Origin of the sequence: Microbacterium sp. NPDC058389 (assembly GCF_042722305.1) — a bacterium.
GTDB lineage: Bacteria > Actinomycetota > Actinomycetes > Actinomycetales > Microbacteriaceae > Microbacterium.
On record NZ_JBHXJQ010000005.1, the window covers coordinates 87,112 to 112,408 of the forward strand.

Below are 25,297 nucleotides of genomic sequence, written 5' to 3' on the forward strand. Positions count from 1 at the left end.
GGCCGTTCCGTGCCCCGATCAGGCTCTCACGGTACCGTGACAGACATGACGTTCAACGAGAACGCCAACGTCGGGGGGAACACGGCGAGGCGTCGCGGGGCGGGCGTGGCTGTCGCAGGCGGCGGGGTCGTGGGCCTCGGGGCCATCGCGGTGCTGCTGCTCCAGCTCTTCACCGGGCAGGACTTCTCCAGCGTTCTGCCCCTGGCCCCGCAGGGCGGAGCGAGCGGAGGGGACTCCGAGATCGCCCAGTGCGAGACCGGCGCCGACGCCAACGCGAACGACTCCTGCCGGCTCGCCGCCGGCAGCGTCGTGCTCGACGAGTACTGGTCCGGCCAAGTGCAGGGCTACCGCGCGCCGACCCTCGTGATCGTCAACGGCTCGACGTCGTCGTCCTGCGGCACGGCATCCAATCAGACCGGGCCGTTCTACTGCCCGCCAGATGAGGCCGTGTACGTCGACCCGACGTTCTTCGGCCTGATGCGCGACCAGTTCGGCGCGTCGGCGGGCGACCTCGCGCAGCTGTACGTGCTCGCCCACGAGTACGGGCACCACGTGCAGTACATCACCGGCATCATGGACCAGCATCCGAACGACGGCGCCGGCGCCACCGGCAACGGCGTGCGCACCGAGCTGCAGGCCGACTGCTTCGCAGGCGCCTGGGTCGGGGCCATGACCGAGGAGGTCGACGACAACGGGGTGCCGTATCTGCAGCCCCCGACGCAGGCGCAGATCGCCGACGCGATCAACGCTGCGGGGGCCGTCGGCGACGACAACATCCAGCAGCAGTCCGGGGGGTACACGAACCCCGAGACCTGGACCCACGGCTCCAGTGCGCAACGGCAGCGCTGGTTCCAGCTGGGCTACCAGAGCGGTGTCTCAGCGTGCGACACCTTCGGCGTTCCGGGGGGAAGCCTATGAACGAGCAGCTCGACGACATCCTCTATCCGCCCATCGAGCCCTACGACACGGGCACCCTGTTCGCCGGCGAGGGCAACCGGCTGTACTACGAACAGGTCGGCAACCCGGAGGGCAAGCCCGTCGTGTTCCTCCACGGCGGGCCGGGCGCCGGCATCTCGGCCTGGCACCGTCGCTTCTTCGACCCTGCGGTGTACCGGGTCATCCTGCTCGACCAGCGCGGCTGCGGACGCTCCACTCCGCACGCCAGCGAGCCTCGCGCCGACCTGCGCCACAACACGACGTGGCACCTCGTCGCCGACCTCGAGCTGCTGCGCAAGAACCTCGGCATCCCCGCCTGGCAGGTCTTCGGCGGCTCGTGGGGGAGCGCCCTCGCGCTCGCCTATGCGCAGGCGCATCCCGAATCCGTCACCGAGCTCGTGCTGCGCGGCATCTTCACGCTGCGGCGCCACGAGCTGGAGTGGTTCTACGAGGGCGGCGCGGCATCCATCGTCCCGGATCTGTGGGAGGACTTCATCGCCCCCATACCGATCCTCGAGCGCTCACGGCTGATGCAGGCGTACCACCGGAGGCTCGCCGACCCGAACCCCGCGGTCCACGTGCCCGCGGCCGTCGCCTGGTCCCGGTGGGAGGCGTCGAACCTCACCCTTCTGCCCGACCCCGAGCTCGTCGACGCGATGACGTCACCGCGCGAGGCCGTCGCCTTCGCCCGCATCGAGAACCACTACTTCCTCCACGGCGGCTGGTTCGAGCCCGAGCAGCTCATCGCCGGGGTCGACCGCATCCGTCACATCCCCGCGGTGATCGTGCAGGGCCGCTACGACGTGTGCACCCCCGCCATGACCGCGTGGGACCTGCATCGCGCGTGGCCCGAGGCCGACTTCGTGATGGTCCCGGATGCCGCACACGCCGCCTCCGAGCCCGGCATCGCCGCGGCGCTCCGCGCGGCGACCGACCGCTTCGCGCGGGTGACGCCGGCGCAGGCGGAGGCCGTCATCGAGGTCGACGAGCCGGAGTCCGAGGACGCCGCTGCGGTCTCCGAGGTCGACTCGGGCCGCTGACGTGCGGCGAGACGAAGCGGGTGACGGGGAACGCCCAGCCGCCCACTGGTAAGGTGGAGAACCTTGCAGCGCCTTCGTGCGCTTCTCGCGTCGTAGAACGCTTCCCTCGCCGGCATCCGGATTCCCGATCCGAAGAACCGCGCTGACATCTTTCGTACGGCGACCCGAGGGCGAAATCCGCCCCGGCCACCGACAGGGCACCGCTGTGCCCAGAGACAGACACTCATGACCGACATGACTTTCGGCGCGCTCGGCGTGCCTCAGCCTCTCGTCACCGCACTCGCTGCGGCCGGCAAGACCACCGCGTTCCCGATCCAGGTCGACACGCTCCCCGACACGCTCGCCGGCCGCGACGTGCTGGGCCGCGGCAAGACCGGCTCGGGCAAGACGCTCGCGTTCTCGATCCCGATGGTCGCGCGCCTGGGCACCACCCTCGCCGGCGGGCCGCGCCGCAAGGGCCGCCCGCTCGGTCTCGTGCTCGCCCCGACCCGCGAGCTCGCGACGCAGATCGACGCGACGCTCGCGCCGCTGGCGAAGGCCTACAACCTCACCACGACGACGATCTTCGGCGGCGTGAACCAGAACCGCCAGGTGAACGCGCTCAACGCGGGCGTCGACATCGTCGTGGCGTGCCCCGGCCGCCTCGAGGACCTCATGAAGCAGGGCTTCGTCCACCTCGACGCCGTCGAGATCACGGTCATCGACGAGGCCGATCACATGGCCGACCTCGGCTTCCTGCCGGGCGTGACCCGCATCCTCAACGCGACGCCGTCCGGCGGTCAGCGTCTGCTGTTCAGCGCGACCCTCGACAACGGGGTCGACAAGCTCGTGAACCGCTTCCTGCAGAACGAGGTGCTGCACTCGGTCGACGAGGCACACTCGCCGGTCGCCGCGATGACGCACCACGTCTTCACGCTCGCCGACGCCGACGCCAAGAAGGACGTCGTCACGGCGCTCGCCTCGGGCATGGGCCGCCGCATCCTGTTCATGCGCACCAAGCACCAGGCGAAGAAGCTCGCCAAGCAGCTCACGGCGCAGGGCATCCCCGCGGTCGACCTGCACGGCAACCTGTCGCAGGCGGCGCGCGACCGCAACCTCGCGGCGTTCTCGTCGGGCGAGGTGAAGGTGCTCGTCGCGACCGACGTCGCCGCGCGCGGCGTACACGTCGACGACGTCGAGCTCGTCATCCACGTCGACCCGCCCATGGAGCACAAGGCGTACCTGCACCGTTCGGGCCGCACGGCCCGCGCGGGGGCGGAGGGTGCCGTGGTCACGCTCGTGCTCCCCGACCAGAAGCGCGACGTGTCGCAGCTGCTGCGCAAGGCCGCGATCTCGGTCGAGCCGGTCGCCGTCACGGCGACCTCGCCCGAGGTGACCGCGCTCGTCGGTCAGGTCGCGCCGTACGTCAAGCCGGTGCCCGTCGCGGCTCCGGCCCGTGGCACCAGCCAGGGCGCCAACGCCCAGCGCAAGCGCGCCGCGCGTGACGAGCGGGATGCCGGCGGCCAGGGCCGGGGCGCCGGTTCGGGCCAGGGCGGCCGTCGCCGCCGGGGCGGTTCCGGCCAGGGCGGTCAGGGCGGCCAGGGCGGCCAGCAGGCTGCCGGCGGTCAGCGCCGGGATGCGGCATCCACGCACGAGAAGTCGTCGCACCAGCGTCATGACCAGAGCGCCGGTCACGGCCGCACGGGCCAGCAGACCGCGGGCAACCCGCGCACGCCCGGTCGTCGCGCGTCGTCCGGCGGCACCGGCAAGCTGATGGTCGGCTCGGTCGTCCGCCAGAACGGCGGCAATCGCCGCGGCGGCCGCTGATACGCAGTCCTTCCTCGAAACGCCCTGTCGCTCCTCGCGGCAGGGCGTTTCGTCTTTCGTCGCCCTCGGGCCGCTGAGCGAACGACGAAGGAGCGAGACGAAGCGCCCCGTCCGCACCGTGCGGCCGGGGCCGTCTCGGCGTCCGGCGCCGGTCTCGGCGTCGAGGATTCAGGAGCAGCGCACCCGCGCGCAGCCGCAGCGGCCTGGCACGCGGCGTGTCTCCTGAATTCTTGGCGGCGCAGCTGCGGGCGCGGGAGGGCTCGCCGCTCAGCCGGCGACGGTGGCGCCGCCGTCGCTCGCGATCGCACTGACGGCACGCGCGAGCTCCTCGCCCGTCGGCAGGGACTCGGGGCTGATGATCCACAGCAGACCGAGGCTCTGCACGATCACGAACTCGAGCTTGGCGATGGCGTCGAGGTCGGCGTCGGCGAGGTCGGGGCGTGCCTTGCGCAGCACCTCGACGATCCCGAGGTGGGCCTGGCCGACGGCATCCACGAGCGCCTCGCTGCCGCTCTTGTCGCGCGCGACGCGGACGGAGTTCTCCAGGCTCGCGAACAGCTCTTCACGGTTGCTCGCGAAGATCTCGGGCATGCGGTCGAACATGGCCGTGAATCCTGCGATCAGGGGGAGGGCGGCGGTCTCGTCGACCACGGCCTCCATGGCGTCGCCGATGCCGGTGCCGAGCGACTCCGTCAGCGCGGCACTGATGAGCTCCTCCTTGGAGCCGAAGTGGTACCCGATCGCGGCGAGACTGACGCCGGCCGCCGCGGCGATGTCGCGCGCCGTCGCCTTGGCGACCCCGCGCTCCAGGATCACCTGTCGTGCACCGGCCAGGAGGTCTTCGCGATTGCCCATGCATCCATCGTACTCATGCGTCTCAGACGTTCGTGCTAGACAAACGTCTGAATCCTCTGTTAGACATATGTCTCATACAAATGTCCAACTGATGATGATGGGATGCCTCATGAACGACTTCGACCGCACGCCGCACGTCCTCGTCTCGGGCGGCGGGATCGCCGGCCTCGCCCTCGCCCTGCAGCTCATCCGCGCCGGAATCCGCACCACCGTCGTCGAGCGCGCCGACGCGCCGCGCCCCGGCGGCCAGGCGGTCGATCTGCGCGGCGCGAGCCGCGAGGTCGCCGAGCGCATGGGCATCATGCCCGGCATCGACGGGCTGCGCGTCCACGAGGAGGGCATGTCGTACGTAGACGGCGAGGGCAAGGTCTTCGGCCGCATGTCGATGGCCGACTTCGACGGCGAGGGTGCGGTGGCCGAGATCGAGATCGCCCGCGGCGACCTCGCGCAGGTGCTGCTCGACGCACTGCAGGCTGCGGCCGACACCGCGCCCGGGCTGCTCGACCTGCGGTTCGGCGACCGCCTGACAGCCCTCACGCAAGATGCCACGGGCGTCGACGTGTCGTTCGAGCGCGCCGCATCGGCCCGCTTCGATGTCGTGGTCGGCGCCGACGGCGTGCACTCGGCCACCCGTCGCCTCGCGTTCGGCCCCGAGGAGCAGTTCGCGACCTCCCTCGGCGGATACGCCGCGTTCTTCACGATGCCGACGCCCGCCGACCTCGAGGAGGGCTGGTTCGCGCTGCGTTTCGTGCCGGGGGCGACGTTCGGCATCCGTCCCGACCGCGACCCGTCGACCTCGAAGGCCATCCTCACGTTCCGCATGGACCGCGATCCGTCGCTGCGCGGAGACCGCGCGGCGCAGGAGGCGCTCATCCGCGAGCGCATCGCCGGTGCCGGCTGGCACGCGCCGGCCGTGCTCGAGGCGCTGGGTGAGGCATCCGATCTGTACTTCGACGAGCTCGTGCGCATCGACGTGCCCGACGTCGCGAACGGCCGTGTCGTGCTGCTCGGCGACGCCGCGTCATGCGGCTCGCCGATGACAGGTCAGGGCACGGCGACCGCGCTCATCGGCGCGTACCTGCTCGCGGCGCGTCTCGCCGCGACGCCCGGCGACGCCCCCGGGGCGCTCCAGGCCTACTCGGCCGACATCGCGCCGTTCGCCGAGAAGGGCAAGGAGATCCCGGGCGGCGGCATCAAGCGCATGGTGCCGGCCACCGCCTTCGAGGCTGCGGTGTCGCGGGCCCTCACGCGCGTCATTTTCTCGCGGGTCATGCTGCCGCTCGTGCGCCGCATGTTCGCCGGCGGGGAGTCGCTGCCGCTTCCCGAGGTCGCCGTGCCGGTGCGGTGAAGCGGTCGCGAGGGGGTCCGGCGCGGTCAACGGTCCCGGGTCGTTGAGTGGAGCGTGCTCTGGCGCGCGCAGACGAGCTCTTCTGGGACGAGGTCGTTCGTGCGGTCGGGGTGTTTCGTCTCGCTCGTTCCTCGCTCGCTCAACGGCCGGTGACCGGCGTCAGCGGCGGCCGCGCAGCAGGTCGGCGGCGACCTCGCCGATCACGATCGCGGGCGCGTTCGTGTGGCCGCGGATCACGGTGGGCATGATCGAGGCGTCGGCGACGCGCAGGCCCGAGACACCGCGGACACGGAGCTCGGGGTCGACGACGGAGGCGGCATCCGTTCCCATCCGGGCCGTGCCGACCGGGTGGTAGAGCGTGTGCGAGTAGCGGCGCATCGAGAGCTCGGCGCGCTCCTCGGGCGTCATGCGCTCGCCGCCGTCGGGCTGCACCCAGCCGCCCGTCGTGATCGTGCGCATCGCGTCGGTGTCGATGAGGCGCTCGCACGCCGCGAGGCCGGCGAGCATCGTCGCGGCATCCACACCGTCGGCGTCGGAGAGGTACGCGGGGTCGATGACCGGCGCCGCGGCCGGATCGGACGATGCGAGGCGGATCGTGCCGCGACTGCGCGGGCGCAGCAGGATCGCCCCGACGGTGAGACCGTGGCCGGGCGTCGGGACGAGTCCCTCGCCGACGTACGGCACGGGGGCGAAGATGATCTCGATGTCGGGGAGGCCCTGGGGCATGCCGGCTGCGTCGGCGACGGCGGTGCGGACGAAACCGTAGGCCTCGCCGACGTTGGAGGTCAGCATCCCCTTGCGCGAGGCCAGGTACTTCACGAGCTCGGCGGGCTTCTCGGCGTCGAACAGCGTGCCGCCGGGCGCGGCCGGGGCAAGGCCCGCGACGAGGTGGTCCCGCAGGTTCGCCCCCACGTCGGGGGCGTCGACGAGCACGTCGATGCCGTGCTCGGCGAGGTGCGCGGCCGGGCCGATGCCGCTCAGCATCAGCAGCTGCGGCGTGTTGACGGCGCCGCCCGACAGGATCACCTCGCGCCGTGCCCGCACGTGGCGGGTGATGCCGTCGAGGTCGACGTACACGCCGGTCGCCCGCGGAGCGGCGCCGGTGCCCTCAGCCTCACCCGCGCCCGCGCCTGCGCCCGCGCCCGCGGTCGCTGAGCCTGTCGAAGCGTCGAACGTCACGCGCCGCACGTGCGCGCCGGTCAGCACCCGCAGCCCGGGGCGGCCCTTGGCGGGACGCAGGTACGAGTCGGCGGTCGATGCGCGGCCGCCGCGGTGCTCGCTCACCATCGTCTGCGAGAAGCCCTGACCTGTCGGCAGGTTGGCAGGAGTGACGGGATGCCCCGCCTCGCGTGCCGCCGCCAGGAACACCGACGTCTGGGGCCGGGGATCCCGCTGGTGCTCGACGGCCTGCGCGCCGTCCGCGCCCTGCGTCGAGTCGGCCGGGTCGGCGGTGCGCTCCACGCGGCGGAAGTACGGGACCAGGGCGTCCCACGACCAGGCCGGGCCGGCGGCATCCGCCCATTCGTCGTAGTCGGCGGCGAACCCGCGCACCCACATCATCGCGTTGAGCGACGACGAGCCGCCGAGCGTCTTGCCGCGCGGCCAGTACACCGTGCGACCCTCGAGCCCGGGCTGGGGGACGGTGTCGTAGTTCCAGTCGTATGCGCCGCGGAACAGCTTCGAGAACGCGGCGGGGACGTGCAGCTCCATCGCCTTGTCGGGTCCGCCGGCCTCCAGCAGCAGCACCGACACGGTCGGGTCCTCGCTGAGGCGGGCCGCGAGCGCCGCCCCCGCGGAGCCCGCGCCGACGACGACGTAGTCGGCTTCGAGCCCGTCGCGCCCGAACGCCGCATCCTTCCGGCTCATGCCTGCATGGCCTTCGTGAGCGTCGCGACGAGGCCGGGCAGCTTTCCGTCCACGAGGAAGCGCGTGAGACCGGCGCTCACCTCGGCACCCGTGCGCGAGCTCACGAACCACGGCGGCGTCGGCAGGATCGTGAACACGCCCTTGCCGACCGACCGCGGGAAGGGCCGGAACGGGCCGCGTGCGACCGAGCGCTCCACCCGGTCGAGCAGCAGGGCGTTGTGCACGACCCCGATGCCGCTGGACACCTCGGCGAGCGTCGCGCCGGGGAACCCGCCCCACGTGAGGCGCGCCGTGAGGAAGTTGAACGCGGTCCACGTGTTGATCGCGATGTCGCCGTACCGCAGGTCGGCGATCGCCCGCTCGAAGCCGTCGCCGAGCGCCGCCTCGGTCGTGGGGTCGATGATGACGTTGGCCCCGAGCGTGCCGGTGAGCTTGTCGTTCGCGTGGGCGACGGCCGCGTCGAGGAACTCCTGTCCCGTGCCGCCGACCTCGACGACGCCCAGGATCGGGGCGAAGTACTCGATCGTCTCGACGGGAGCCGGGTCGTCGCCCTTCACCTCGACGATCGCGCGGGTGTGGTCGGCGCACCACACGGCGTCGGGATAGGCGGATGCCGCGGCCCCGAGCCGCTCGTCGCTGCGCGGGTACCACACGGGGCGCTCGGGCGCGGCGGCGTAGGCCTCATGCAGCCGGTGCAGGAACTCGGCGCGCTGCGGCCAGTCCGAGCTCACGATCACGAGCTGGCCGGCGATGCAGTTGTGCCCGGCGTTGACGAGGCGCATCGTGGCGACGTGCTCGGCCTGGTACTTCAGATCGGCGGCGGACCACTGGCCCGGCACCACGATGATGGGCGAGACGCCGCCGAGTTCGGCCGTGATCGGCACCTGGAGCTTCGGGGTCTCGCGGGTGGTGGCCCCTGGGCCCCACACGATCGCGTCGAACGTCGCAGCGGACCCGGTGATGTGGACATGGACGATGCGCGGGTGCGACGTGAGGTACGCGCCAGTGGCGGCGCCGCCGCGGACGATGCGCACGAAGCCGGGCTCGATGAGGGGCGCCAGTGCGCGCTCGAAGACGGGCACGAGCGAATCCTGTGTCGGGTTGACCTTGAGCAGGGCCACGCGGTTGTGGGCGAACAGCTCGTACAGCACGTCGGCGACAGGGATCGAGGTGACGTTGCCGGCGCCGAGGACGAGGCCGACACCGCCGGACGCGGTGGGCGTCAGCTGCGCGAGGCCGGCGTCGCGTCGCGCCTCGTCGGCCGTGACGCCGGGCTCGAACCACACCTCGCCCGTGAAGCCCGACAGCAGGAACTTCTCGGTGCCGTTCAGCGGGAACGTGTGCGCGCGCAGGCGCCCGCCGGGCGCGTCGTCGATCGTCACGCCGTCGAGCGGGCTCCTGCCCTTCGCCAGTGCCTCCAGGGTCTCGCGCAACCCGTCGAGCAGGCCGATCACCGCGTACGGACCGCCGAGCCACTCCTCGCCCGACAGCGCATGCCCGGGCTCCAGGCCCTTCGACATCGTGGCCGCGTCGGCCCACTCCTGGGCGACCGCGCCGACGGCGTCGCGCACGCGCCCGAGCAGCCGCGCCCGCTGGTCGAGCGTGAGGGCGACCCACACGCGGGAGCCCTGCTCGAGGCGGTCGAGGTCGGCGTCCAGCGCCGCGCGCTCGTCGTCGGGCAGGGCGGGAGCGGCGCCGGTGGCGGCCTTCTTCGCACGGGGCTTCGCGGGGGTCTTCGCGGGGGTCTTCGCGGCGGCCGAAGAGGTGGGGGACATGTGCTCTCCTTCGAACTCGTGCCCGGGACCCGGGTCGGGTGAGTCCGTCACCGGGCATCCTACGTCACGGGTCGCCTTCGCGGCACGCAGTTCCAGAGGTGGTGCGACTCGGTATCAGTGGATGCCGCCACCGCCGCGTCAGGACAGGTCGATGTCGGTGCGCCGCAGCGGGTAGCGGGCGAGGGCCACGAGGCTCAGGGCGATCAGCACAGCCGGCGCGAGACTGAAGCTCACGACGATGCCGGTGACGGCGGCATCCGGCTGCTCCACGACCTGCCCGGCTGCGCGCGAGACGTACCCCGTCATCGCGAGGATGAGCGACAGGGTCGTCGCGCCGAGCGCGAAGCCCACCGTCTCGCCGGCAGTCCACACGCCGCTGAACGCCCCCGCGCGGCCGGCGCCGGCCGCGGCGTCGGGGTGCGTGCGCTCGTCGTGCGAGATGACGTCGGGCAGCATCGCCATGGGGAGCGACTGCATGCCCGCGTAGGCGATGCCGGCGATGCCGACGGGGACGTAGATCCAGTCGCCGGGCGCCCACAGCACGCCGAGGATCGTGAGCGCGGCGACGCCGAACACGATGCTCGCGATGGCGAACGTGCGCTCCTTGCCGATGCGACGGGCCACGACGCCCCAGCCCGGCGCGGCCAGCAGCGCGGGCGCGATCAGCGCGATGAACAGCAGCTCGACGGCGGCCTCCGAGTGCAGCACCCACGTCGCGACGTACTGCGCGCCGGCGAGCATGAGCCCCGTCGCGAGCGCCTGCAGCACGAAGGTCGCGAGCAGCAGCCGGAACGGCCGGCTGCGGCGCAGCGCGCGGATGCCCGCGGCATAGTGCTCGCGGATGCCCGTCTTCTCGGCCGCCGGCGCCGCGACCGGCGCGGGTGCGGGCACGGTGCGCCGCGCGACCGTCGTCGAGACCAGCATCCCGAGCCCGATGACGACACCGCACACGATCCCCATCACGAGGTACCCGATCACGGGGTCGTCCGAGACGCGGCGCAGCGCGGGTCCTCCCGCGCCGAACAGCAGGATCGCGAGGGTGAGCACCACGACCCGCCATGTCAGCAGGCGCGTGCGCTCGTCGTACCGCGGCGTCAGCTCGGCGGGCAGCGCGATGTACGGCACCTGGAAGAGGCTGAACGCGGTGGCCGTGAACGTGAAGGCGAGCAGCACCCAGATACCCGCCGCGAGCGGCCCGAGCGCCGGCGGCACCGCGAACGTCAGGGCGAACAGCACCGGCAGCGCGCACGCGCCGATCAGCATGAGCCGGCGGCGGCTGCCGTGCCGCGCGAGGTCGCGGTCGGTGAGCGCCCCGATGACGGGGTCGATGATGACGTCCCACACCTTGGCGATCGTGATCACGGCGCCCGCCGCCAGCGCGGCGACGCCGAGCGAGTCGGTGAGGTAGTAGGTCAGGACCAGTCCCGGCAGCGTCGCGAACCCGCCCGTGCCGAGGGAGCCGATCGCGTAGCGCGCGATCGTGCCGGCGCCGAGGCGCGAAGAAGTGGTACCCACGCCCCCTCCAGACGCCGTGGGCGCGGCGCCCGGAGCCTCGGGGCGCGTGGGCCCAGCCGCGTTGCCCGGCGCCGCCGGAGCCTCATTGCTCATCGCGCCAGTGTAGGTCAGCGTCGGAAGCCCGCCGTGCACGCGCTTCGTCTCGCTGGCGCTCGCTCAGCGACCGGGTGGTTGCGTTGCTCCTGCGGGCGGGCGCTCGCTCGGCGACCGGGTGGTTGCGTTGCTCCTGCGGGGCGCTCGCTCAGCGACCGGGTGGTTGCGTTGCTCGTGCGGGGCGCTCGCTCGGCGACCGGGTGGTTGTGTTGCGGGTGTGGGGGGCTCGCTCGGCGATCGGGTGGTTGTGTTGCGGGTGTGGGGGGCTCGCTCGGCGATCGGGTGGTTGTGTTGCGGGTGTGGGGGGCTCGCTCGGCGACCGGGTGGTCACCTCGATACCGGACGCTGAGCGAGCGACGAAGGAGCGAGACGAAGCGCAGCCTGTGCCGTCGGGAACGCGCTCAGCCCTCGGCGCGCACCGCCGCCTCGACGGCGCGGAGGCCCTGGAGCGTCTCGCCGAACGACGTCGACAGGGGCGACAGCCCGATGCGCAGCCCGCCGGGATCGCGGTAGTCGGGGATGACGTCCTGGGCCCACAGTCGCGCCGTGACCTCCCGCATCGAGGGATGCGACAGCGTGACGTGGCCGCCCCGCTCGGCGGGGTCCCTCGGCGAGGCCACGGACACCCCGAGCGGCGCGAGCAGCTCGTCGGCGACCCGGACGGCGAACTCGGTGAGCGCGACCGACTTGGCGCGCACCGCCTCGATGCCGACCTCGTCCAGCAGCGCCAGGGTGTCCTGCATCGCCAGCATCCCGACCACCGGCGGGGTGCCCGAGAGGAACCGCCGCATCCCGGTGGCAGGCGTGTACGCAGGACCCATCGCGAACACGTCGGCGGTGCCCATCCAGCCCTGGATCGGCTGCGTCAGACGGTCCTGCAGCCGCGCGGCGACGTACGCGAACGCGGGTGAGCCGGGTCCGCCGTTGAGGTACTTGTACGTGCAGCCCACGGCGAGGTCGAAGTCCCACGCATCGGCCTGCACCGGCACGGAACCTGCCGAGTGGCACAGGTCCCACACGATGAGGGCGCCGGCGTCGTGCGCGATGCGGGTGAGGGCCCCGGCATCCGCGAGATACCCGGAGCGGTAGGCGACGTGCGACAGCAGCACGACGGCGGTCGAGGGCGCCACCGCGGCGGCCAGCGCGTCGGCGGTCACGCCGCGGGAGAGGTCGACGTCGATCCAGCGCACGCGTCCGCCGCGCTCGGCGGCGATGCCCTCGACGAGGTAGCGGTCGGTGGGGAAGTTGTCCCGGTCGACGACGATCTCGACGCGGTCGGGATCGTCCGCGACGGCGGCGTCGAACGCGGCGCGCACGAGCTTGTACAGCAGCACGGTGGTCGAGTCGCCGATCACGGTCTGGCCGGGCGCGGCGCCGAGCGCGGTGCGGCCGAGGGCGTCGCCGATGTCGAACGGCAGCTGCATCCACGACTCGTCCCAGCCCCGGATGAGTCGGCCGCCCCACTCGTCGCGCGCGAACCGTTCGAGGCGCACGACCGAGGCCCGCAGCGGCCGGCCGAGCGAGTTGCCGTCGAAGTAGACGAGCGATGTCTCGGCGCCGACGAAGAGGTCTCGTCGATCCCGCAGCGGGTCGGCGGCATCAAGAGTGGATGCCTCGTCCGCGAGCGCCTCGACGGTCACGGGGTCAGCACTCGTCATGGATGAGCTCCTCGGTGGGGACGACGGTCGCACCGCGCAGCCACTCCGCGACCTCGTCGAGGTGGGTGGGCGGCTCACCGGGAACGAACGTCGAGACCCCCGACGGCGGTGCGGCGGCCGGCCACGGATCGGCCATCGCGACGATGAGTGCCGCGCCGCGGACGCCGGCGCGATCGAGCGCGGCCACCTCCTCGGCGACGACGCCCGCCGGCCGGTCGCCGTTGCCGAGGTCCGTGCCGTAGAGCACGCGCCCGCCGGCGGCGGCGAACGCTGCCAGATTGGCGCGCGCCGACTCGGCGGCGTCGGGGTCGTCGTGGATCGCGAGCGTCGAGATCCACACCTGCCCTGCGGCGACCGCGTGCGCGATGAACGCGCTGCCGACGGACCCGGTGAACGGCGTGTGGGCGAAGGCCTCGACGCCCGCGTCGGCGGCGAGCTGCGGCATCCCCTCGCCTTCGGCGTGCGCGACGACGGGGAGGCCGCGGTCATGGGCGATGGCGATGATCGCGGCGAGCGTGTCGGCGTCGGGGACGGGCCCCGTCGTGCTGTTGAGGGCGATCTTGACGACGGATGCCCCGAACGACGCCTGCTCGTCGACCGCCGTCGCGGCGCCTCCCGGGACGCCGGGGTGCGTCGATGCGTCGGTGATCTCGCGCACGACGCGGGGCGGCGCCCAGGGCCTGCCGGCGGGGTAGCCGCCTGGCGCGGTGAGGAAGGCGCCGGCATATGCCACTCGGGGAATGCTCTCGGCCGGGCGCTGGGCGAGAGCCACCGGGTCGCCGCCCAGATCGAGCACCGCGGCGATTCCGCCCGGTGCGAGCGCCTGCTCGTCGATGAGGTGCAGGTGCACATGGTGGTCGGTGAACGGCGGCAGCGAGACGCCGTGCTCCCCGGTGATCGCGCGGCGGCACAGGGTGGCGTCAGGGCCGAGGAGGGCGCGCAGCGCGAAGGGATCGCCCGACATCACAGCTCCGTCCGCACCGCGTACAGCTCGGGGAAGAAGGTGAGGTCGAGCGCTCGACGCAGGAACGGGACGCCGCTGGAGCCGCCCGTGCCGATCTTGAGCCCGATGATGCGCTCGACGGTCTTGAGATGGCGGAAGCGCCACAGCTGGAAGTTGTCCTCCAGGTCCACGAGCTCCTCGCACGTCTCATACGCCGCCCAGTGCGTCTGCGGGTCGCGGTACACCTCGGTGAACACCGGCACGAGCTCTGGCGTGTAGGTCCAGGCCGTCGTCACGTCGCGCTCGAGCACGGACGCGGGGATCGGGTAGCCGGTGCGGGCGAGCAGCCGCAGGAACTCGTCGTACAGGCTCGGCGCCTGCAGCGCCGCCTCGACGAGGGCGTGGGCGTGGGCGTCCGACGAGAACACGCGCAGCATGCCGGCGTTCTTGTTGCCGAGCGTGAACTCCACCGCACGGTACTGGGCCGACTGGAACCCGCTCGCGTTGCCGAGCACCCCGCGGAACTGCGCGTACTCGGCGGGGGTCAGCGTCGCCAGGACCGACCACTGCTCGGTGAGGGTCTTCTGGATGTGCTTCACGCGCGCGATGCACTTGAGCGCCGGCGCGAGCTGGTCCTCGCGCAGCAGCCGGCACGCCGCGCCGAGCTCGTGCAGGATCAGCTTCAGCCACAGCTCCGTGGTCTGGTGCTGCACGATGAACAGCAGTTCGTCGTGATGCTCGGGGTCGCTCAGCGGTCGCTGGGCCGACAGCAGGGTGTCGAGATCGAGGTACCCGCCGTAGCTCATCCGGTCCTGGAAGTCGGTGACGACCGTTCCCTCGATCTCGCGGGTGTTGCGTTCGACGCTCACGGCCTCAGCCTAGGTGAGCGGCGCCCCGGAGCGTCAGATCAGCGAGAGCTCGCGCAGCTTCGCCTCGACATCGGCGTTCGACGGCTCGACGTGGTGCGAGGAGTCCGGGTACACCACGACCGGGATGTTCGTGCGGCCCGAGATGTCGCGCGCGACATCGGCGGCGGCGGGGTCGGCGACGAGGTCGACGTAGGTGTACGAGATGCCGAGTTCGTCGAGCTGCTTCTTGGTGCGGATGCAGTCGCGGCACCAGTCGGCGCCGAACATGGTGATCGTCGAGGGGGAGGAGGTCATGCGTCCATTCTCTCCCGGCCCGCCTGGACAGGCGCCGGACGCCACCTCCTGCACGGAGCGGCCGAAACCAGGTGCGGGCCGCGCGTATCCCCAGGGTTGGCTGAACGCTCCGCCTTCCGTTCAGGTGCGCGTGGAAAGATGTCCGGCGATGCTCCTGTCGATCGTGATTCCGACGTTCAACGAGGCTCCCAACATCGAGGAGCTCGTTCGTCGCGTCGCATCCGCTGTCGACGGCGCCGGCATCGAGGCCGAGATCGTCTTCGTCGACGACTCGACGGATGCCACGCCCGACGTCATCCGGGAGGTCGCCGCACGTGTGACCGCCGAGCGGGCGGAGGGTGCGGCATCCACGGATCTTCCGGTCCGGCTGATCCATCGCGCGCACGCGACGGGCGGGCTGGGCGGAGCCGTCATGGCCGGGTTCGCGGCGGCCGAGTCGGACGCGTGCCTCGTGATGGACGGCGACCTGCAGCACCCGCCGGAGGAGATCCCCGAGCTGTGGCGGCGCTTCGTCCGCGGCGACGTGGATGTCGTGATCGCGTCGCGGTACGCCGGCGGCGGCACGGCCGAGGGGCTTGCCGATCGCACGCGGGTGCTCGTGTCGAAGGGCGCGACGGCGCTGACCCGGGCGATGTTCCCGATCCGCCTGAAGGACGTGTCCGACCCGATGACCGGGTACTTCCTCGTCGACCGGCGCACCGTCGACGGCGCGCAGCTGAAGCCCCGCGGGTTCAAGATCCTGCTCGAGATCCTCGCGCGGCGGCCCATGCGCGTCGCCGAGGTGCCGTTCGACTTCGCCGACCGTCACGCCGGCGAATCGAAGGCGTCCGTGCGGCAGGGCGTGCACTTCCTCACGCAGCTGACCGCGCTGCGGTTCGGCAAGATGTCGCTGTTCGCCGTGATCGGCGGGCTCGGCGCCATCGCGAACATCGCGATCGTGTGGGCGCTGACGCACATGGACGTGGACTACATCGTCGCGGCGGTGATCGCCGCCGAGGTCACGATCATCGGCAACTTCCTGCTGCAGGAGCGATTCGTCTTCCAGGACATGCGCGAGAGCGCCACCGGCGTCTGGCAGCGGTTCGCCAAGTCCTTCGCGTTCAACAACGCCGAGGCCGTCATCCGCATCCCGATCGTCGCGCTGATGGTGTCGAGCGGCCACATCTCGGCCGTCGTGGCCACGGCCATCACGCTCGTCATCGCGTTCTTCGTGCGCTTCGTCTTCCACTCGCTGGTCGTGTACGCGCCTCGCAAGGCCGGCGCCGAGCAGAAGTCCCCCGCACGCGTGCTCATCGACGAACTCGACGCGCAGGCCACCGCCCCGGGCGAGCTGTAGACCGCTTCAGTCGAGGGGCCGCAGCGTCTCGCCCTCCTGCGCGTAGCGTTCGCCGGTCCGGGGACACACCCAGGCGTCGCCCTGCGGGCCCAACGGCACGCCGGCGCGCCCGACCCAGCCGATCCGTCTCGCCGGCACACCGACCACGAGAGCGTAGGGGGCGACGTCCTTCGTCACGACGGCGCCGGCAGCGACGAGCGCCCACGCGCCGATCGTGACCGGGGCGACGCAGACCGCGCGGGCGCCGATCGACGCGCCGGTGCCGACGGTCACGCCCACCTGATGCCAGTCCGCGGCGGTCTTCGGAGTCAGGTCGGGGTTGACCGCGCGCGGGAACTCATCGTTCGTGAGCACCGCCGCGGGCCCGATGAACACGCCGTCGGCCAGCCGAGCAGGCTCGTACACGAGCGCGTGATTCTGGATCTTGCAGGCGTCGCCGAGCACGACGCCCGGTCCGATGTACGCACCCCGCCCGATGTTGCAGTCGGCGCCGAGGACCGCATTCTCGCGGATCTGCGCCAGGTGCCACACGCGCGTGCCGGCCCCGAGCCGGGCGCTGTCGGCCACATCGGCGGATGCCTCGATCGTCGTCGAATCGCCCATGATCCCCTCCCTGCTTCGTCGTGCGGGTTCCATTGTGCGTCAGCTTGTGGTTATACTTCGCGCGGGACCCTCCGCGGGCACTGGGGAAGTATCGCACGCGGATGTCTTCCCAGCCGGTCACCCGAAGGCCGACGGGAAGGCAGCACCGACGAGGGCGTCGGGAACAGGGAAGCTCATGGGGATCAACCAGCCTCTGGCGTCGGCTCTGCCCGGCGTGCAGTCGTACCGCAGGAAGACCATCACTTTCGCTGCGATCGCAGCCTTGGTGGGCGCGATGATCATCGCGATCTCGCCAGGACCGCAGGCACGCGCGGCGAGCCCTTGCGGGGCGAACATCAACCCCATCGTCTGCGAGAACCAGAAACCCGGCACCGACCCCGACGTGTGGGACATCGACGGGGCGGGCGACTCGACGATCCAGGGCTTCGCGACCGACATCTCGGTGAACGCGGGTCAGCGCATCGACTTCAAGATCGACACCACCGCACGCGCGTACAAGATCGACGTCTACCGCACCGGCTGGTACCAGGGTCTCGGGGCGCGTTTCATCACGACGGTCCCGGTCACGGCGACGCTGCCCCAGAACCAGCCGCAGTGCATCTCGGACGTCACCACCGAGCTGTACGACTGCGGCAACTGGGGGGTGTCGGCGTCGTGGAACGTGCCCGCTGACGCCGTATCGGGCGTGTACATCGCCAAGCTGACCCGCACCGACAACGGCGACGCCAGTCACATCATCTTCATCGTCCGCAACGACGGCAACCACTCCGACGTGCTGTTCCAGACCTCCGACCCGACCTGGCAGGCCTACAACACGTATGGCGGCTCGGACTTCTACCAGGGCGCATCGAACGGGCGCGCGTACAAGATCAGCTACAACCGGCCCTTCGCCACGCGCGGCAACGTCTCCGGGCGCGACTTCTACTTCAGCTCCGAGTACGCGACCGTGCGCTTCATGGAGCGCAACGGCTACGACGTCAGCTACCTGGCCGGGGTGGACACCGACCGGCGCGGAGGCGAGCTGCGCAATCACAAGGTCTTCCTCTCGGTCGGTCACGACGAGTACTGGTCGGCCGCTCAGCGGGCGAACGTCGAGGCCGCACGCGACGCCGGCGTGAACATGCAGTTCCTGGCCGGCAACGAGGGGTACTGGCACACCCGGTACGAGAACTCCATCGACGGCACCGGGACCGCCTATCGCACCCTCGTGTCGTACAAGGAGACCTGGAGCGACGCCAAGATCGACCCCGACGCGCAGTGGACCGGCACCTGGCGCGACCCCCGCTTCGCGACGCGCGCACAGGGGGCGGGGCTTCCCGAGAACTCCGTCTCGGGAACCATGTACATGGTCAACGACGTCGACCTCGCCGTGCAGGTCAGCAGCGAAGAGGGCAAGACCAGGCTGTGGCGCAACACGTCGCTCGCGTCGCTCGCGGCCGGGACGACGGCATCCCTCGCCGCCCACACGATCGGCTACGAGGCGAACGAGGACCTCGACAACGGATCCCGCCCGCAGGGACTGATCAGGCTGTCGACCACGACCGGGCCGACGCCGCAGTATCTGACGGACTACGGCAGCACGGTGGTGTCCGGCACGACGACCCATCACGTCACGCTGTACAAGGCCGCCAGCGGAGCGCTCGTGTTCTCGGCCGCGAGCATCCAGTGGGGCTGGGGTCTCGATCAGACGCACGATGGCGACGGGGCCGCCGCCGACGTGCGCATGCAGCAGGCGGAGGTCAACCTGCTGGCCGACATGGGCGCGCAGCCGGGGACGCTGATGTCGGGCCTCACGGCAGCGATCAAGAGCACGGACACGACCGCACCGACGGTGTCGATCACTTCGCCGGTCGAGGGACAGTCGATCGCCAACGGCACCACCGTGACGGCGACCGGCACGGCGAATGATGTCGGAGGCCGGGTGGCCGGAGTCGAGTTCTCCAGCGATGGAGGCGCGACTTGGCACCCGGCCCAGGGCACCACGAGCTGGACGTTCAGCTATGTCCAGACGGGGACAGCGGCCACGCCGCTGATCGTGCGCGCGATCGACGACAGCGCCAACTACTCCACGGCGGGGACCACCCGGAGCCTCAACATCACCGGCCCCGCGAGCGTCTTCGGGAACAGTGTTCCCGCCGTGGCTGCGACCAGCGACGCCGGGGCGTACGAGCTCGGGCTGCGCTTCACGCCGACGACCGACGGATTCGTCACCGGCGTCCGCTTCTACAAGGGCTCGGGCAACGGGGGCACGCACGTCGGCTCGCTGTGGGATGCCGCGGGCACCAGACTCGCGTCCGTCACCTTCACGAACGAGACGTCGACCGGCTGGCAGACCGCGCAGTTCGTGAGTCCCGTGGAGGTCATCGCGGGGACGCGGTACACCGTGTCGTACACCGCTCCGCAGGGCCGGTATGCGTCGACCGAGCTGTACTGGCCGTACAAGTCGGTCACGTCGCCGCCGCTGAGCGTCGACAACGTCGCGGGCACCGACTCGCCGGGCGTGTACGCGGGGGCCGGCAGCTTCCCGACGTCCACCTTCAAAGAAGGCAACTACTACGTGGACCTCCTGTTCACGAAGTCGGACTCGTCGCCGCTGCGCATCAGCACCCGCACACCGCTGGCGGGGGCATCCAGCGTCCCGCTCACGACGGCCATCACCGCGACGTTCACGCGTCCGGCCGACCCCGCCACGGTGGGGATCTCTGTGAAGGATGCCGGCGGCACCAGCGTCGCGGGCACCGTCTCGTACGACGCCGCGACGAAGACCGCGCGGTTCGCTCCCGTGAGCGCCCTCGCTGCCTCGACCACCTACACGGTGACCCCGACGGCGAAGGACCTCAACGGCATCGCGCTGGATGCGGCATCCTCGTGGAGCTTCACGACGCAGGGCGTCGACCTGCCCGAGGGGCAGTGCCCGTGCTCGCTGTACCCCGAGAGCTCGACGCCCACCGTCGCATCCGACGCCGATCGCGATTCGGTGACCGTGGGCGTGAAGTTCAGCGTCCAGGCGGCGGGCAAGATCACGGCGATCAAGTTCTACAAGGGAACCGCCAACACCGGCACGCACGTGGGCTCGCTGTGGGCCGCGAACGGCAGCCAGCTCTCGACCGCGACCTTCCAGAACGAATCGTCGACCGGATGGCAGACCGTCACGCTGCCGAGCCCGATCAGCGTGGTCCCCGGCCAGACGTACACGGCCGCATACCTGGCGCCGGCCGGCGGCTATGCCGTGACCGCCGGGCAGTTCGCCAGCGGCTACACGCGTGGTCCGCTGACCGTCGGACCGGACGGCGGAGCCTTCACGTACAGCGGCGGATTCCCGTCTCAGACCTCGACGGCCAGCTACGGCGTGGACGTCGTCTTCATCCCGGCCGCGGTCGCGCCGGCACTCGTCTCGGTCTCGCCGCAGAACGCCTCCCTGGACGCCCCACCGACCACCACGATCTCGGCCGTCTTCAACGGCGCGATGGCCACCGGATACCAGGGCGTGGTGAAGGCCGACGGCGTCATCGTCGCCGGGGCATGGGCGCTGTCGTCGGACGCGAAGACGATCGTCTTCACCCCCTCGGCCGCCCTCACCCGCGGCGCCTCGGTGTCGGTCGCGATCACGGGACTGGTCGGCGCGAACGGCGCTGCGGGCTCCGACGTCGCCTGGTCGTTCGTCGTCGCCCCCGCCGCCGGGCAGGCGATCTCGACGTTCTTCGCCGCCACGACCCCGGCCGTGCAGGCCGAGACGGGCGACACCGCGTCGGTCGAGCTCGGCCTCGCGTTCACGACCTCCGTGGTCGGCGAGATCCGCGCCATCCGCTACTACAAGGGCGCGGCCACGTCCGGCGTCCACGGGGGCTCGCTCTGGGCGCAGGACGGAACCCGGCTGGCGCAGGTCACGTTCACCAACGAGACGGCCTCGGGCTGGCAGCGCGCGGTGCTCTCCACTCCCGTCGTCGTCGGGCCGGGGCAGACCTACACGGTGTCGTACCTCGCGCCCGCGGGACGCTATGCGTACACGGCGGCGGCGCTCACCGCGGAAGTGTCCAGCGGACCGCTCAAGACGATCGCCGGCGAGAACGGCCGCTACCGCTACGGAGCGGGCGGAACGGTGCCGACGAACACCTACAACTCGACGAACTACTTCGCCGACGTGGAGTTCGTCGTGCAGTCGGCGCTCGCCGTCTCCAACACCGTGCCCGCCCGTGGAGCGGACGGCGTCGCCGTCGACGCCGCGGTCTCGGCGACCGTCGCCGGGGTGAGCGCGACGCAGACCCCGTCCCTCACCGTGACGGGCCCTGCGGGCGCCGTCGCGGGAGCCTCCTCCTTCACCCGCGCGTCGGGCCTGGTGCGGTTCGTCCCCACCGCCGCGCTGCTGAACTCCGGCAACTACACGGCCGCCGTCGTCCTCGACGGCGCGATCCTCGACTCGTGGGTCTTCCGCGTCGCCGAGGCCCCCGCCGGGACGATGCAGACGCTGTTCGGGGCCGATACACCGCAGGTGCCGGCCGTCGCCGAGACCGAACCGGTCGAGCTCGGCACGGCGTTCACGGTAGGCAAGGTCGGGAAGGTCACGGCGATCCGGTTCTACAAGGGCGAGGGGAACACCGGCGTCCATCGCGGCACCCTGTGGGACAGCACCGGCGTGGCTCTGGCGCAGGTGACGTTCCTCGCCGAGTCGGCCGCGGGATGGCAGAGCGCCGCACTGGCGACGCCGATCTCGGTCTCGCCCGGACAGACCTACGTCGTGTCGTACCTGGCCCCCAACGGCGGCTACTCGTACACCGGCGGCTACTTCGCGAGCCCCAAGGTGTCGGGCGACATCACCGCACCGGCCACGACCAACGGCCGCTTCCGCTACGGATCCAGCGGCGGCTTCCCCGACCAGTCGTCCGGTGCATCCGCGTACTTCGTCGAGCCGGTGATCGACTTCCGGCCGACACTCGCCTCGGTGTCGCCCGCCGCGGGTGCGACCAACGTCGCCCTGAGCACGGTGGTGACGGCGAGCATCGGCAACGCGACGACAGCCTCGATCGCTCTCACCCTGGGCGGGGCGCCCGTCGGCGGCACGTCCGCGTTCGACCCTGCGACGGGCGCCGTGACCTTCACCCCGAGCGCGCCGCTGCTGCGTGGCAAGACGTACACCGTCACCGTCACCGCCAACTCGGCCCCGCTGGCCGGCGGCACCTGGACGTTCACGACGGTCCCGGAGGCGGCGATCACCTCGACGACACCGGCGGCAGGGGCCACCAACGTCATGCCGACAGGCCTGTCGATCACGGCCACCCTCACCAACGCGGATTCGGCGTCGCTGGCCGTCGCCACGGGCGGCGTGGCCGTCGCGGGCACCTCCACCTTCAACGCGTCGACGGGCGTGGCGACCCTCACCCCGACCGCAGCCCTCGCGTACGCGAAGACCTACACGGTCACGGCCACGGCCAACGGCGCCGCCGTCACCGGCGGGGCCTGGTCGTTCACCACCGTCGCTCCGGCGACGCTGTCGGCGACATCGCCCGCCGCGTCGGCCGTGAACGTCGACCCCGCGACCGTCAAGATCACCGCGACGCTGGCGGGGGCGGTGTCGGCGACTCTGACGCTCAAGGCCGGCACGACGAACGTGGCCGGCACCTCGGCCTTCAACGCGTCGACGGGCGTGGTGACCTTCACGCCCACCGCGGCGCTGGGCTGGACGACGGCGTACACCGCGACGGTCACCGCGAACGGCACCGCGGTGGCGAACGGGACGTGGTCGTTCACCACGATGGCCAAGCAGGACCAGGTGAGCCTGTTCCCGACGGGCACCCCGAGCAACGCCAACAACACCACCGTGCTCAACATCAACGCAGCCACGCGCTTCCGCACGAGCGCGCCGGGCGTCGTCACGGCGATCAAGTTCTACAAGGGCACGTCGAACACCGGCACGCACACCGGCTCGCTGTGGAACGCGAACGGCCAGCGTCTCGCCACGGTCACGTTCACGGGCGAGACCGCCTCCGGCTGGCAGACCGCCCAGCTGTCGACGCCCGTCCGTCTCACGGTCGGCGCGCAGTACCGCGTCAGCATGTACAGCACGTCCCGCGTGTACGCGACGACCAACGGGGGGCTGAGCGGGGTCGTCACCAACGGGCCGATCTCGACCTACGCGACCGGCGGCGCCTACGTCTACGGAACGGGGTACCCGAACTTGACGACGAACACCAAGCTCTGGGTCGACATCATCTTCGACCCCGACAACTGAAAACGATACCCGGATGTAACGATCACTCCGCCATGGGGGCCGGAGCGAAGAGATTGGGGGTGTATTCGGCGTGTCTTCACACCTGAACGTCGCTGTCATCGGTGCGGGCTACTGGGGGCCGAATCTGGCTCGCAACTTCCGCGCGTCGCCCGACTGGAACCTGGCCGCGATCTGCGATCTCGACCTCGTGCGAGCGACCCGCGTCGCCGACGGCGTGGGCGGCGCCCACGTGACGCCGCGCCTGGAGGACGTGCTCGCAGACCCCGGGATCGACGCCGTCGCCGTCGCCACACCGGCGCGCACGCACCACAGGATCGTGCTGGCGGCGCTCGAGGCCGGCAAGCACGTCATCGTCGAGAAGCCGCTGGCCGACGGCTGGGACCGCGGCGTCGCGATGGTCGCCCGTGCCCGGGCGAACGGCCTCGTGCTGATGGCCGATCACACCTACTGCTACACGCCCGCCGTGCTCAAGATGCGCGAGCTGATCGCGGAGGGCGCTCTCGGTGAGATCCTCTTCGTCGACAGCGTGCGGATCAACCTGGGCCTCATCCAGCCCGACGTCGACGTCTTCTGGGATCTCGCGCCGCACGACCTCTCGATCGTGGACTTCGTCCTCCCCGGCGGCCTCGACGTCACCTCGGTGTCGGCGCACGGCGCGGACCCGCTGCACACGGGCAAGTCGTGCATCGGCTACCTGGCGATGCCCCTCGCCATCGGCGGCATCGCCCACGTCCACGTCAACTGGCTGAGCCCGACCAAGATCCGGCAGATGGTGATCGGGGGGACCCGCCGCACGCTCGTGTGGGACGACCTCAACCCGCAGCAGCGGGTGAGCGTCTACGACCGCGGCGTCGACCTGGCGCTGCATTCCAAGGAGACCGCCGACGAGCGCGCAGCCCAGATCTCGTACCGGCTGGGCGACACGTGGGCGCCGGCGCTGCCCGAGCGCGAGGCGCTGGCGAGCGTGGCGAGCGAGTTCGCGAGCGCGATCCGCGAACGCCGGGCCCCGCGCACCAGCGGCGAATCCGGCCTGCGCGTGCTGTCGGTCCTGGAAGCGGCATCCCGCAGTCTCCATGCCCACGGTGCCCCCGAGCCCCTGGAGTCCGTCGAGCGAGAGGCGCAGCGCGCATGACCGAGCTGCAGGGGTCCCGGGTGCTGGTCACCGGCGGGGCGGGGACGATCGGCTCCACGCTCGTCGACGAGCTGCTGGCGGCCGACGTCGCCCACGTCGACGTGCTCGACAATCTCGTGCGCGGCCGGCGCGCCAACCTCGACGACGCCCTCGCGGACGGGCGGGTCGACCTGATCGAGGGCGACATCCGCGACGCCGTCCTCGTGGACGACCTCACCGCCGGCGCGGACGTGGTGTTCCATCAGGCGGCCATCCGCATCACGCAGTGCGCCGAGGAGCCGCGCCTCGCCCTGGAGGTGCTCGTCGACGGCACCTTCAACGTCGTCGAGTCCGCCGCGCGGCACCGCGTGAAGAAGCTCATCGCCGCGTCGAGCGCGTCGGTCTACGGCATGGCAGAGGAGTTCCCGACGACCGAACGGCACCACCACGAGAACAACGACACGCTGTACGGCGCGGCGAAGACGTTCGACGAGGGGCTGATCCGCAGCTTCCACGCCATGGAGGGCCTCGACTACGTGCTGCTGCGCTACTTCAACGTGTACGGCCCGCGCATGGACGTGCACGGCCTCTACACCGAAGTGCTCGTGCGATGGATGGAGCGCATCGCCGACGGCCGTCCGCCGCTCGTCTTCGGCGACGGGCGCCAGACGATGGACTTCGTCTGCGTCCCCGACATCGCCCGCGCCAACGTGCTCGCGGCGCGGAGCGACATCGTCGCGGGGACGTACAACATCGCCAGCGGAACCGAGACCAGCCTGCTCGGTCTCGCCGAGGAGCTGCTGCGCGTGATGGGCTCCGACCTCGGTGTCGAGCACGGACCGGAGCGGGCGGTCAACGGCGTCGCGCGCCGCCTGGCCGACACCTCCGCGGCGCGGCGCGACCTCGGGTTCGAAGCGACGATCGGGCTCGAGGAGGGTCTGCGGCTGCTCGTCGACTGGTGGCGGCCGCTGCGCGAGGAGATCGCGGCGGGCCGGACGGTGGGCGTCCCGTGAGCGGCCGCAT

The 25,297-nt window shown here is 71.5% G+C and carries 18 protein-coding genes; 8 read left to right on the top strand and 10 right to left on the bottom strand.

Annotation, left to right across the window (positions count from 1 at the left end; translation table 11 throughout):
- Nucleotides 1–45 precede the first annotated feature (45 nt).
- The 3 genes from ACFWJ8_RS08880 to ACFWJ8_RS08890 all read left to right on the top strand — a co-directional run bounded on the left by ACFWJ8_RS08880 (nucleotide 46) and on the right by ACFWJ8_RS08890 (nucleotide 3,782).
- A complete protein-coding gene (locus ACFWJ8_RS08880; protein ID WP_378810712.1) occupies nucleotides 46–918 on the top strand; it encodes a neutral zinc metallopeptidase in 873 nt (290 codons plus the stop codon).
- Entirely contained in the window at nucleotides 915–1,976 is a 1,062-nt protein-coding gene (pip, locus tag ACFWJ8_RS08885) for a prolyl aminopeptidase (RefSeq protein ID WP_378810713.1), read from the top strand. Before ACFWJ8_RS08880 ends, pip begins: the two co-directional genes overlap by 4 nt.
- A gap of 225 nt (nucleotides 1,977–2,201) precedes the next feature.
- Entirely contained in the window at nucleotides 2,202–3,782 is a 1,581-nt protein-coding gene (locus ACFWJ8_RS08890; RefSeq protein ID WP_378810714.1) for a DEAD/DEAH box helicase, read from the top strand.
- A 267-nt stretch (nucleotides 3,783–4,049) separates the two neighbouring features.
- Here the strand turns inward: ACFWJ8_RS08890 and ACFWJ8_RS08895 are convergent, their stop codons facing one another.
- The gene (locus ACFWJ8_RS08895) at nucleotides 4,050–4,637 is read right to left on the bottom strand and encodes a TetR family transcriptional regulator (protein ID WP_378810716.1); all 588 of its coding nucleotides are present in this window, start codon (nucleotides 4,635–4,637) and stop codon (nucleotides 4,050–4,052) included.
- Between the two features lie 109 nt (nucleotides 4,638–4,746).
- On the opposite strand from ACFWJ8_RS08895, the gene ACFWJ8_RS08900 reads away from it, so the two are divergent.
- On the top strand, nucleotides 4,747–5,985 hold the full coding sequence (locus ACFWJ8_RS08900; protein ID WP_378810717.1) for an FAD-dependent monooxygenase: 1,239 nt from the start codon (nucleotides 4,747–4,749) through the stop codon (nucleotides 5,983–5,985).
- 159 nt (nucleotides 5,986–6,144) lie between these two features.
- Here the strand turns inward: ACFWJ8_RS08900 and ACFWJ8_RS08905 are convergent, their stop codons facing one another.
- From ACFWJ8_RS08905 to ACFWJ8_RS08935, 7 genes are all read right to left on the bottom strand, one after another.
- Entirely contained in the window at nucleotides 6,145–7,851 is a 1,707-nt protein-coding gene (locus ACFWJ8_RS08905) for a GMC family oxidoreductase (RefSeq protein ID WP_378810718.1), read from the bottom strand.
- Nucleotides 7,848–9,626, bottom strand: coding sequence for an aldehyde dehydrogenase family protein (locus ACFWJ8_RS08910; protein WP_378810719.1), 1,779 nt, complete (start codon nucleotides 9,624–9,626; stop codon nucleotides 7,848–7,850). Before ACFWJ8_RS08910 ends, ACFWJ8_RS08905 begins: the two co-directional genes overlap by 4 nt.
- Nucleotides 9,627–9,764: 138 nt before the next feature.
- Nucleotides 9,765–11,234 (bottom strand): MFS transporter, encoded by a 1,470-nt coding sequence (locus ACFWJ8_RS08915; RefSeq protein ID WP_378810720.1) that lies wholly within the window; start codon nucleotides 11,232–11,234, stop codon nucleotides 9,765–9,767.
- 401 nt (nucleotides 11,235–11,635) lie between these two features.
- Nucleotides 11,636–12,892 carry a kynureninase gene (locus tag ACFWJ8_RS08920; RefSeq protein WP_378810722.1) on the bottom strand — a complete coding sequence of 419 codons (1,257 nt, stop codon included), beginning with the start codon at nucleotides 12,890–12,892 and terminating at the stop codon, nucleotides 11,636–11,638.
- Nucleotides 12,879–13,856 carry a hypothetical protein gene (locus ACFWJ8_RS08925; RefSeq protein ID WP_378810724.1) on the bottom strand — a complete coding sequence of 326 codons (978 nt, stop codon included), beginning with the start codon at nucleotides 13,854–13,856 and terminating at the stop codon, nucleotides 12,879–12,881. Before ACFWJ8_RS08925 ends, ACFWJ8_RS08920 begins: the two co-directional genes overlap by 14 nt.
- Complete coding sequence (kynA, locus tag ACFWJ8_RS08930) at nucleotides 13,856–14,704, bottom strand: tryptophan 2,3-dioxygenase (RefSeq protein ID WP_378810726.1); 849 nt, start codon at nucleotides 14,702–14,704, stop codon at nucleotides 13,856–13,858. Before kynA ends, ACFWJ8_RS08925 begins: the two co-directional genes overlap by 1 nt.
- A 33-nt stretch (nucleotides 14,705–14,737) precedes the next feature.
- On the bottom strand, nucleotides 14,738–14,998 hold the full coding sequence (locus ACFWJ8_RS08935) for a glutaredoxin domain-containing protein (protein WP_378810727.1): 261 nt from the start codon (nucleotides 14,996–14,998) through the stop codon (nucleotides 14,738–14,740).
- A gap of 148 nt (nucleotides 14,999–15,146) precedes the next feature.
- Here ACFWJ8_RS08935 and ACFWJ8_RS08940 point away from each other — a divergent pair, with 148 nt between their 5' ends.
- Complete coding sequence (locus ACFWJ8_RS08940; RefSeq protein WP_378810728.1) at nucleotides 15,147–16,334, top strand: glycosyltransferase; 1,188 nt, start codon at nucleotides 15,147–15,149, stop codon at nucleotides 16,332–16,334.
- Nucleotides 16,335–16,340: 6 nt separating this feature from the next.
- Here the strand turns inward: ACFWJ8_RS08940 and ACFWJ8_RS08945 are convergent, their stop codons facing one another.
- Together ACFWJ8_RS08945 and ACFWJ8_RS08950 are read right to left on the bottom strand one after the other, a co-directional pair.
- Nucleotides 16,341–16,937 carry an acyltransferase gene (locus tag ACFWJ8_RS08945; protein ID WP_378810730.1) on the bottom strand — a complete coding sequence of 199 codons (597 nt, stop codon included), beginning with the start codon at nucleotides 16,935–16,937 and terminating at the stop codon, nucleotides 16,341–16,343.
- 117 nt (nucleotides 16,938–17,054) lie between these two features.
- Complete coding sequence (locus tag ACFWJ8_RS08950; protein ID WP_378810732.1) at nucleotides 17,055–17,330, bottom strand: hypothetical protein; 276 nt, start codon at nucleotides 17,328–17,330, stop codon at nucleotides 17,055–17,057.
- On the opposite strand from ACFWJ8_RS08950, the gene ACFWJ8_RS08955 reads away from it, so the two are divergent.
- The 3 genes from ACFWJ8_RS08955 to ACFWJ8_RS08965 all read left to right on the top strand — a co-directional run bounded on the left by ACFWJ8_RS08955 (nucleotide 17,320) and on the right by ACFWJ8_RS08965 (nucleotide 25,287).
- Complete coding sequence (locus tag ACFWJ8_RS08955; RefSeq protein WP_378810733.1) at nucleotides 17,320–23,163, top strand: DUF4082 domain-containing protein; 5,844 nt, start codon at nucleotides 17,320–17,322, stop codon at nucleotides 23,161–23,163. The two genes, ACFWJ8_RS08950 and ACFWJ8_RS08955, sit on opposite strands and share 11 nt — an antisense overlap.
- 70 nt (nucleotides 23,164–23,233) lie before the next feature.
- A complete protein-coding gene (locus ACFWJ8_RS08960; RefSeq protein WP_378810734.1) occupies nucleotides 23,234–24,295 on the top strand; it encodes a Gfo/Idh/MocA family protein in 1,062 nt (353 codons plus the stop codon).
- Entirely contained in the window at nucleotides 24,292–25,287 is a 996-nt protein-coding gene (locus ACFWJ8_RS08965; RefSeq protein WP_378810736.1) for an NAD-dependent epimerase/dehydratase family protein, read from the top strand. The genes ACFWJ8_RS08960 and ACFWJ8_RS08965 overlap by 4 nt, the downstream gene beginning before the upstream one ends.
- The last annotated feature ends 10 nt before the right edge of the window (nucleotides 25,288–25,297 follow it).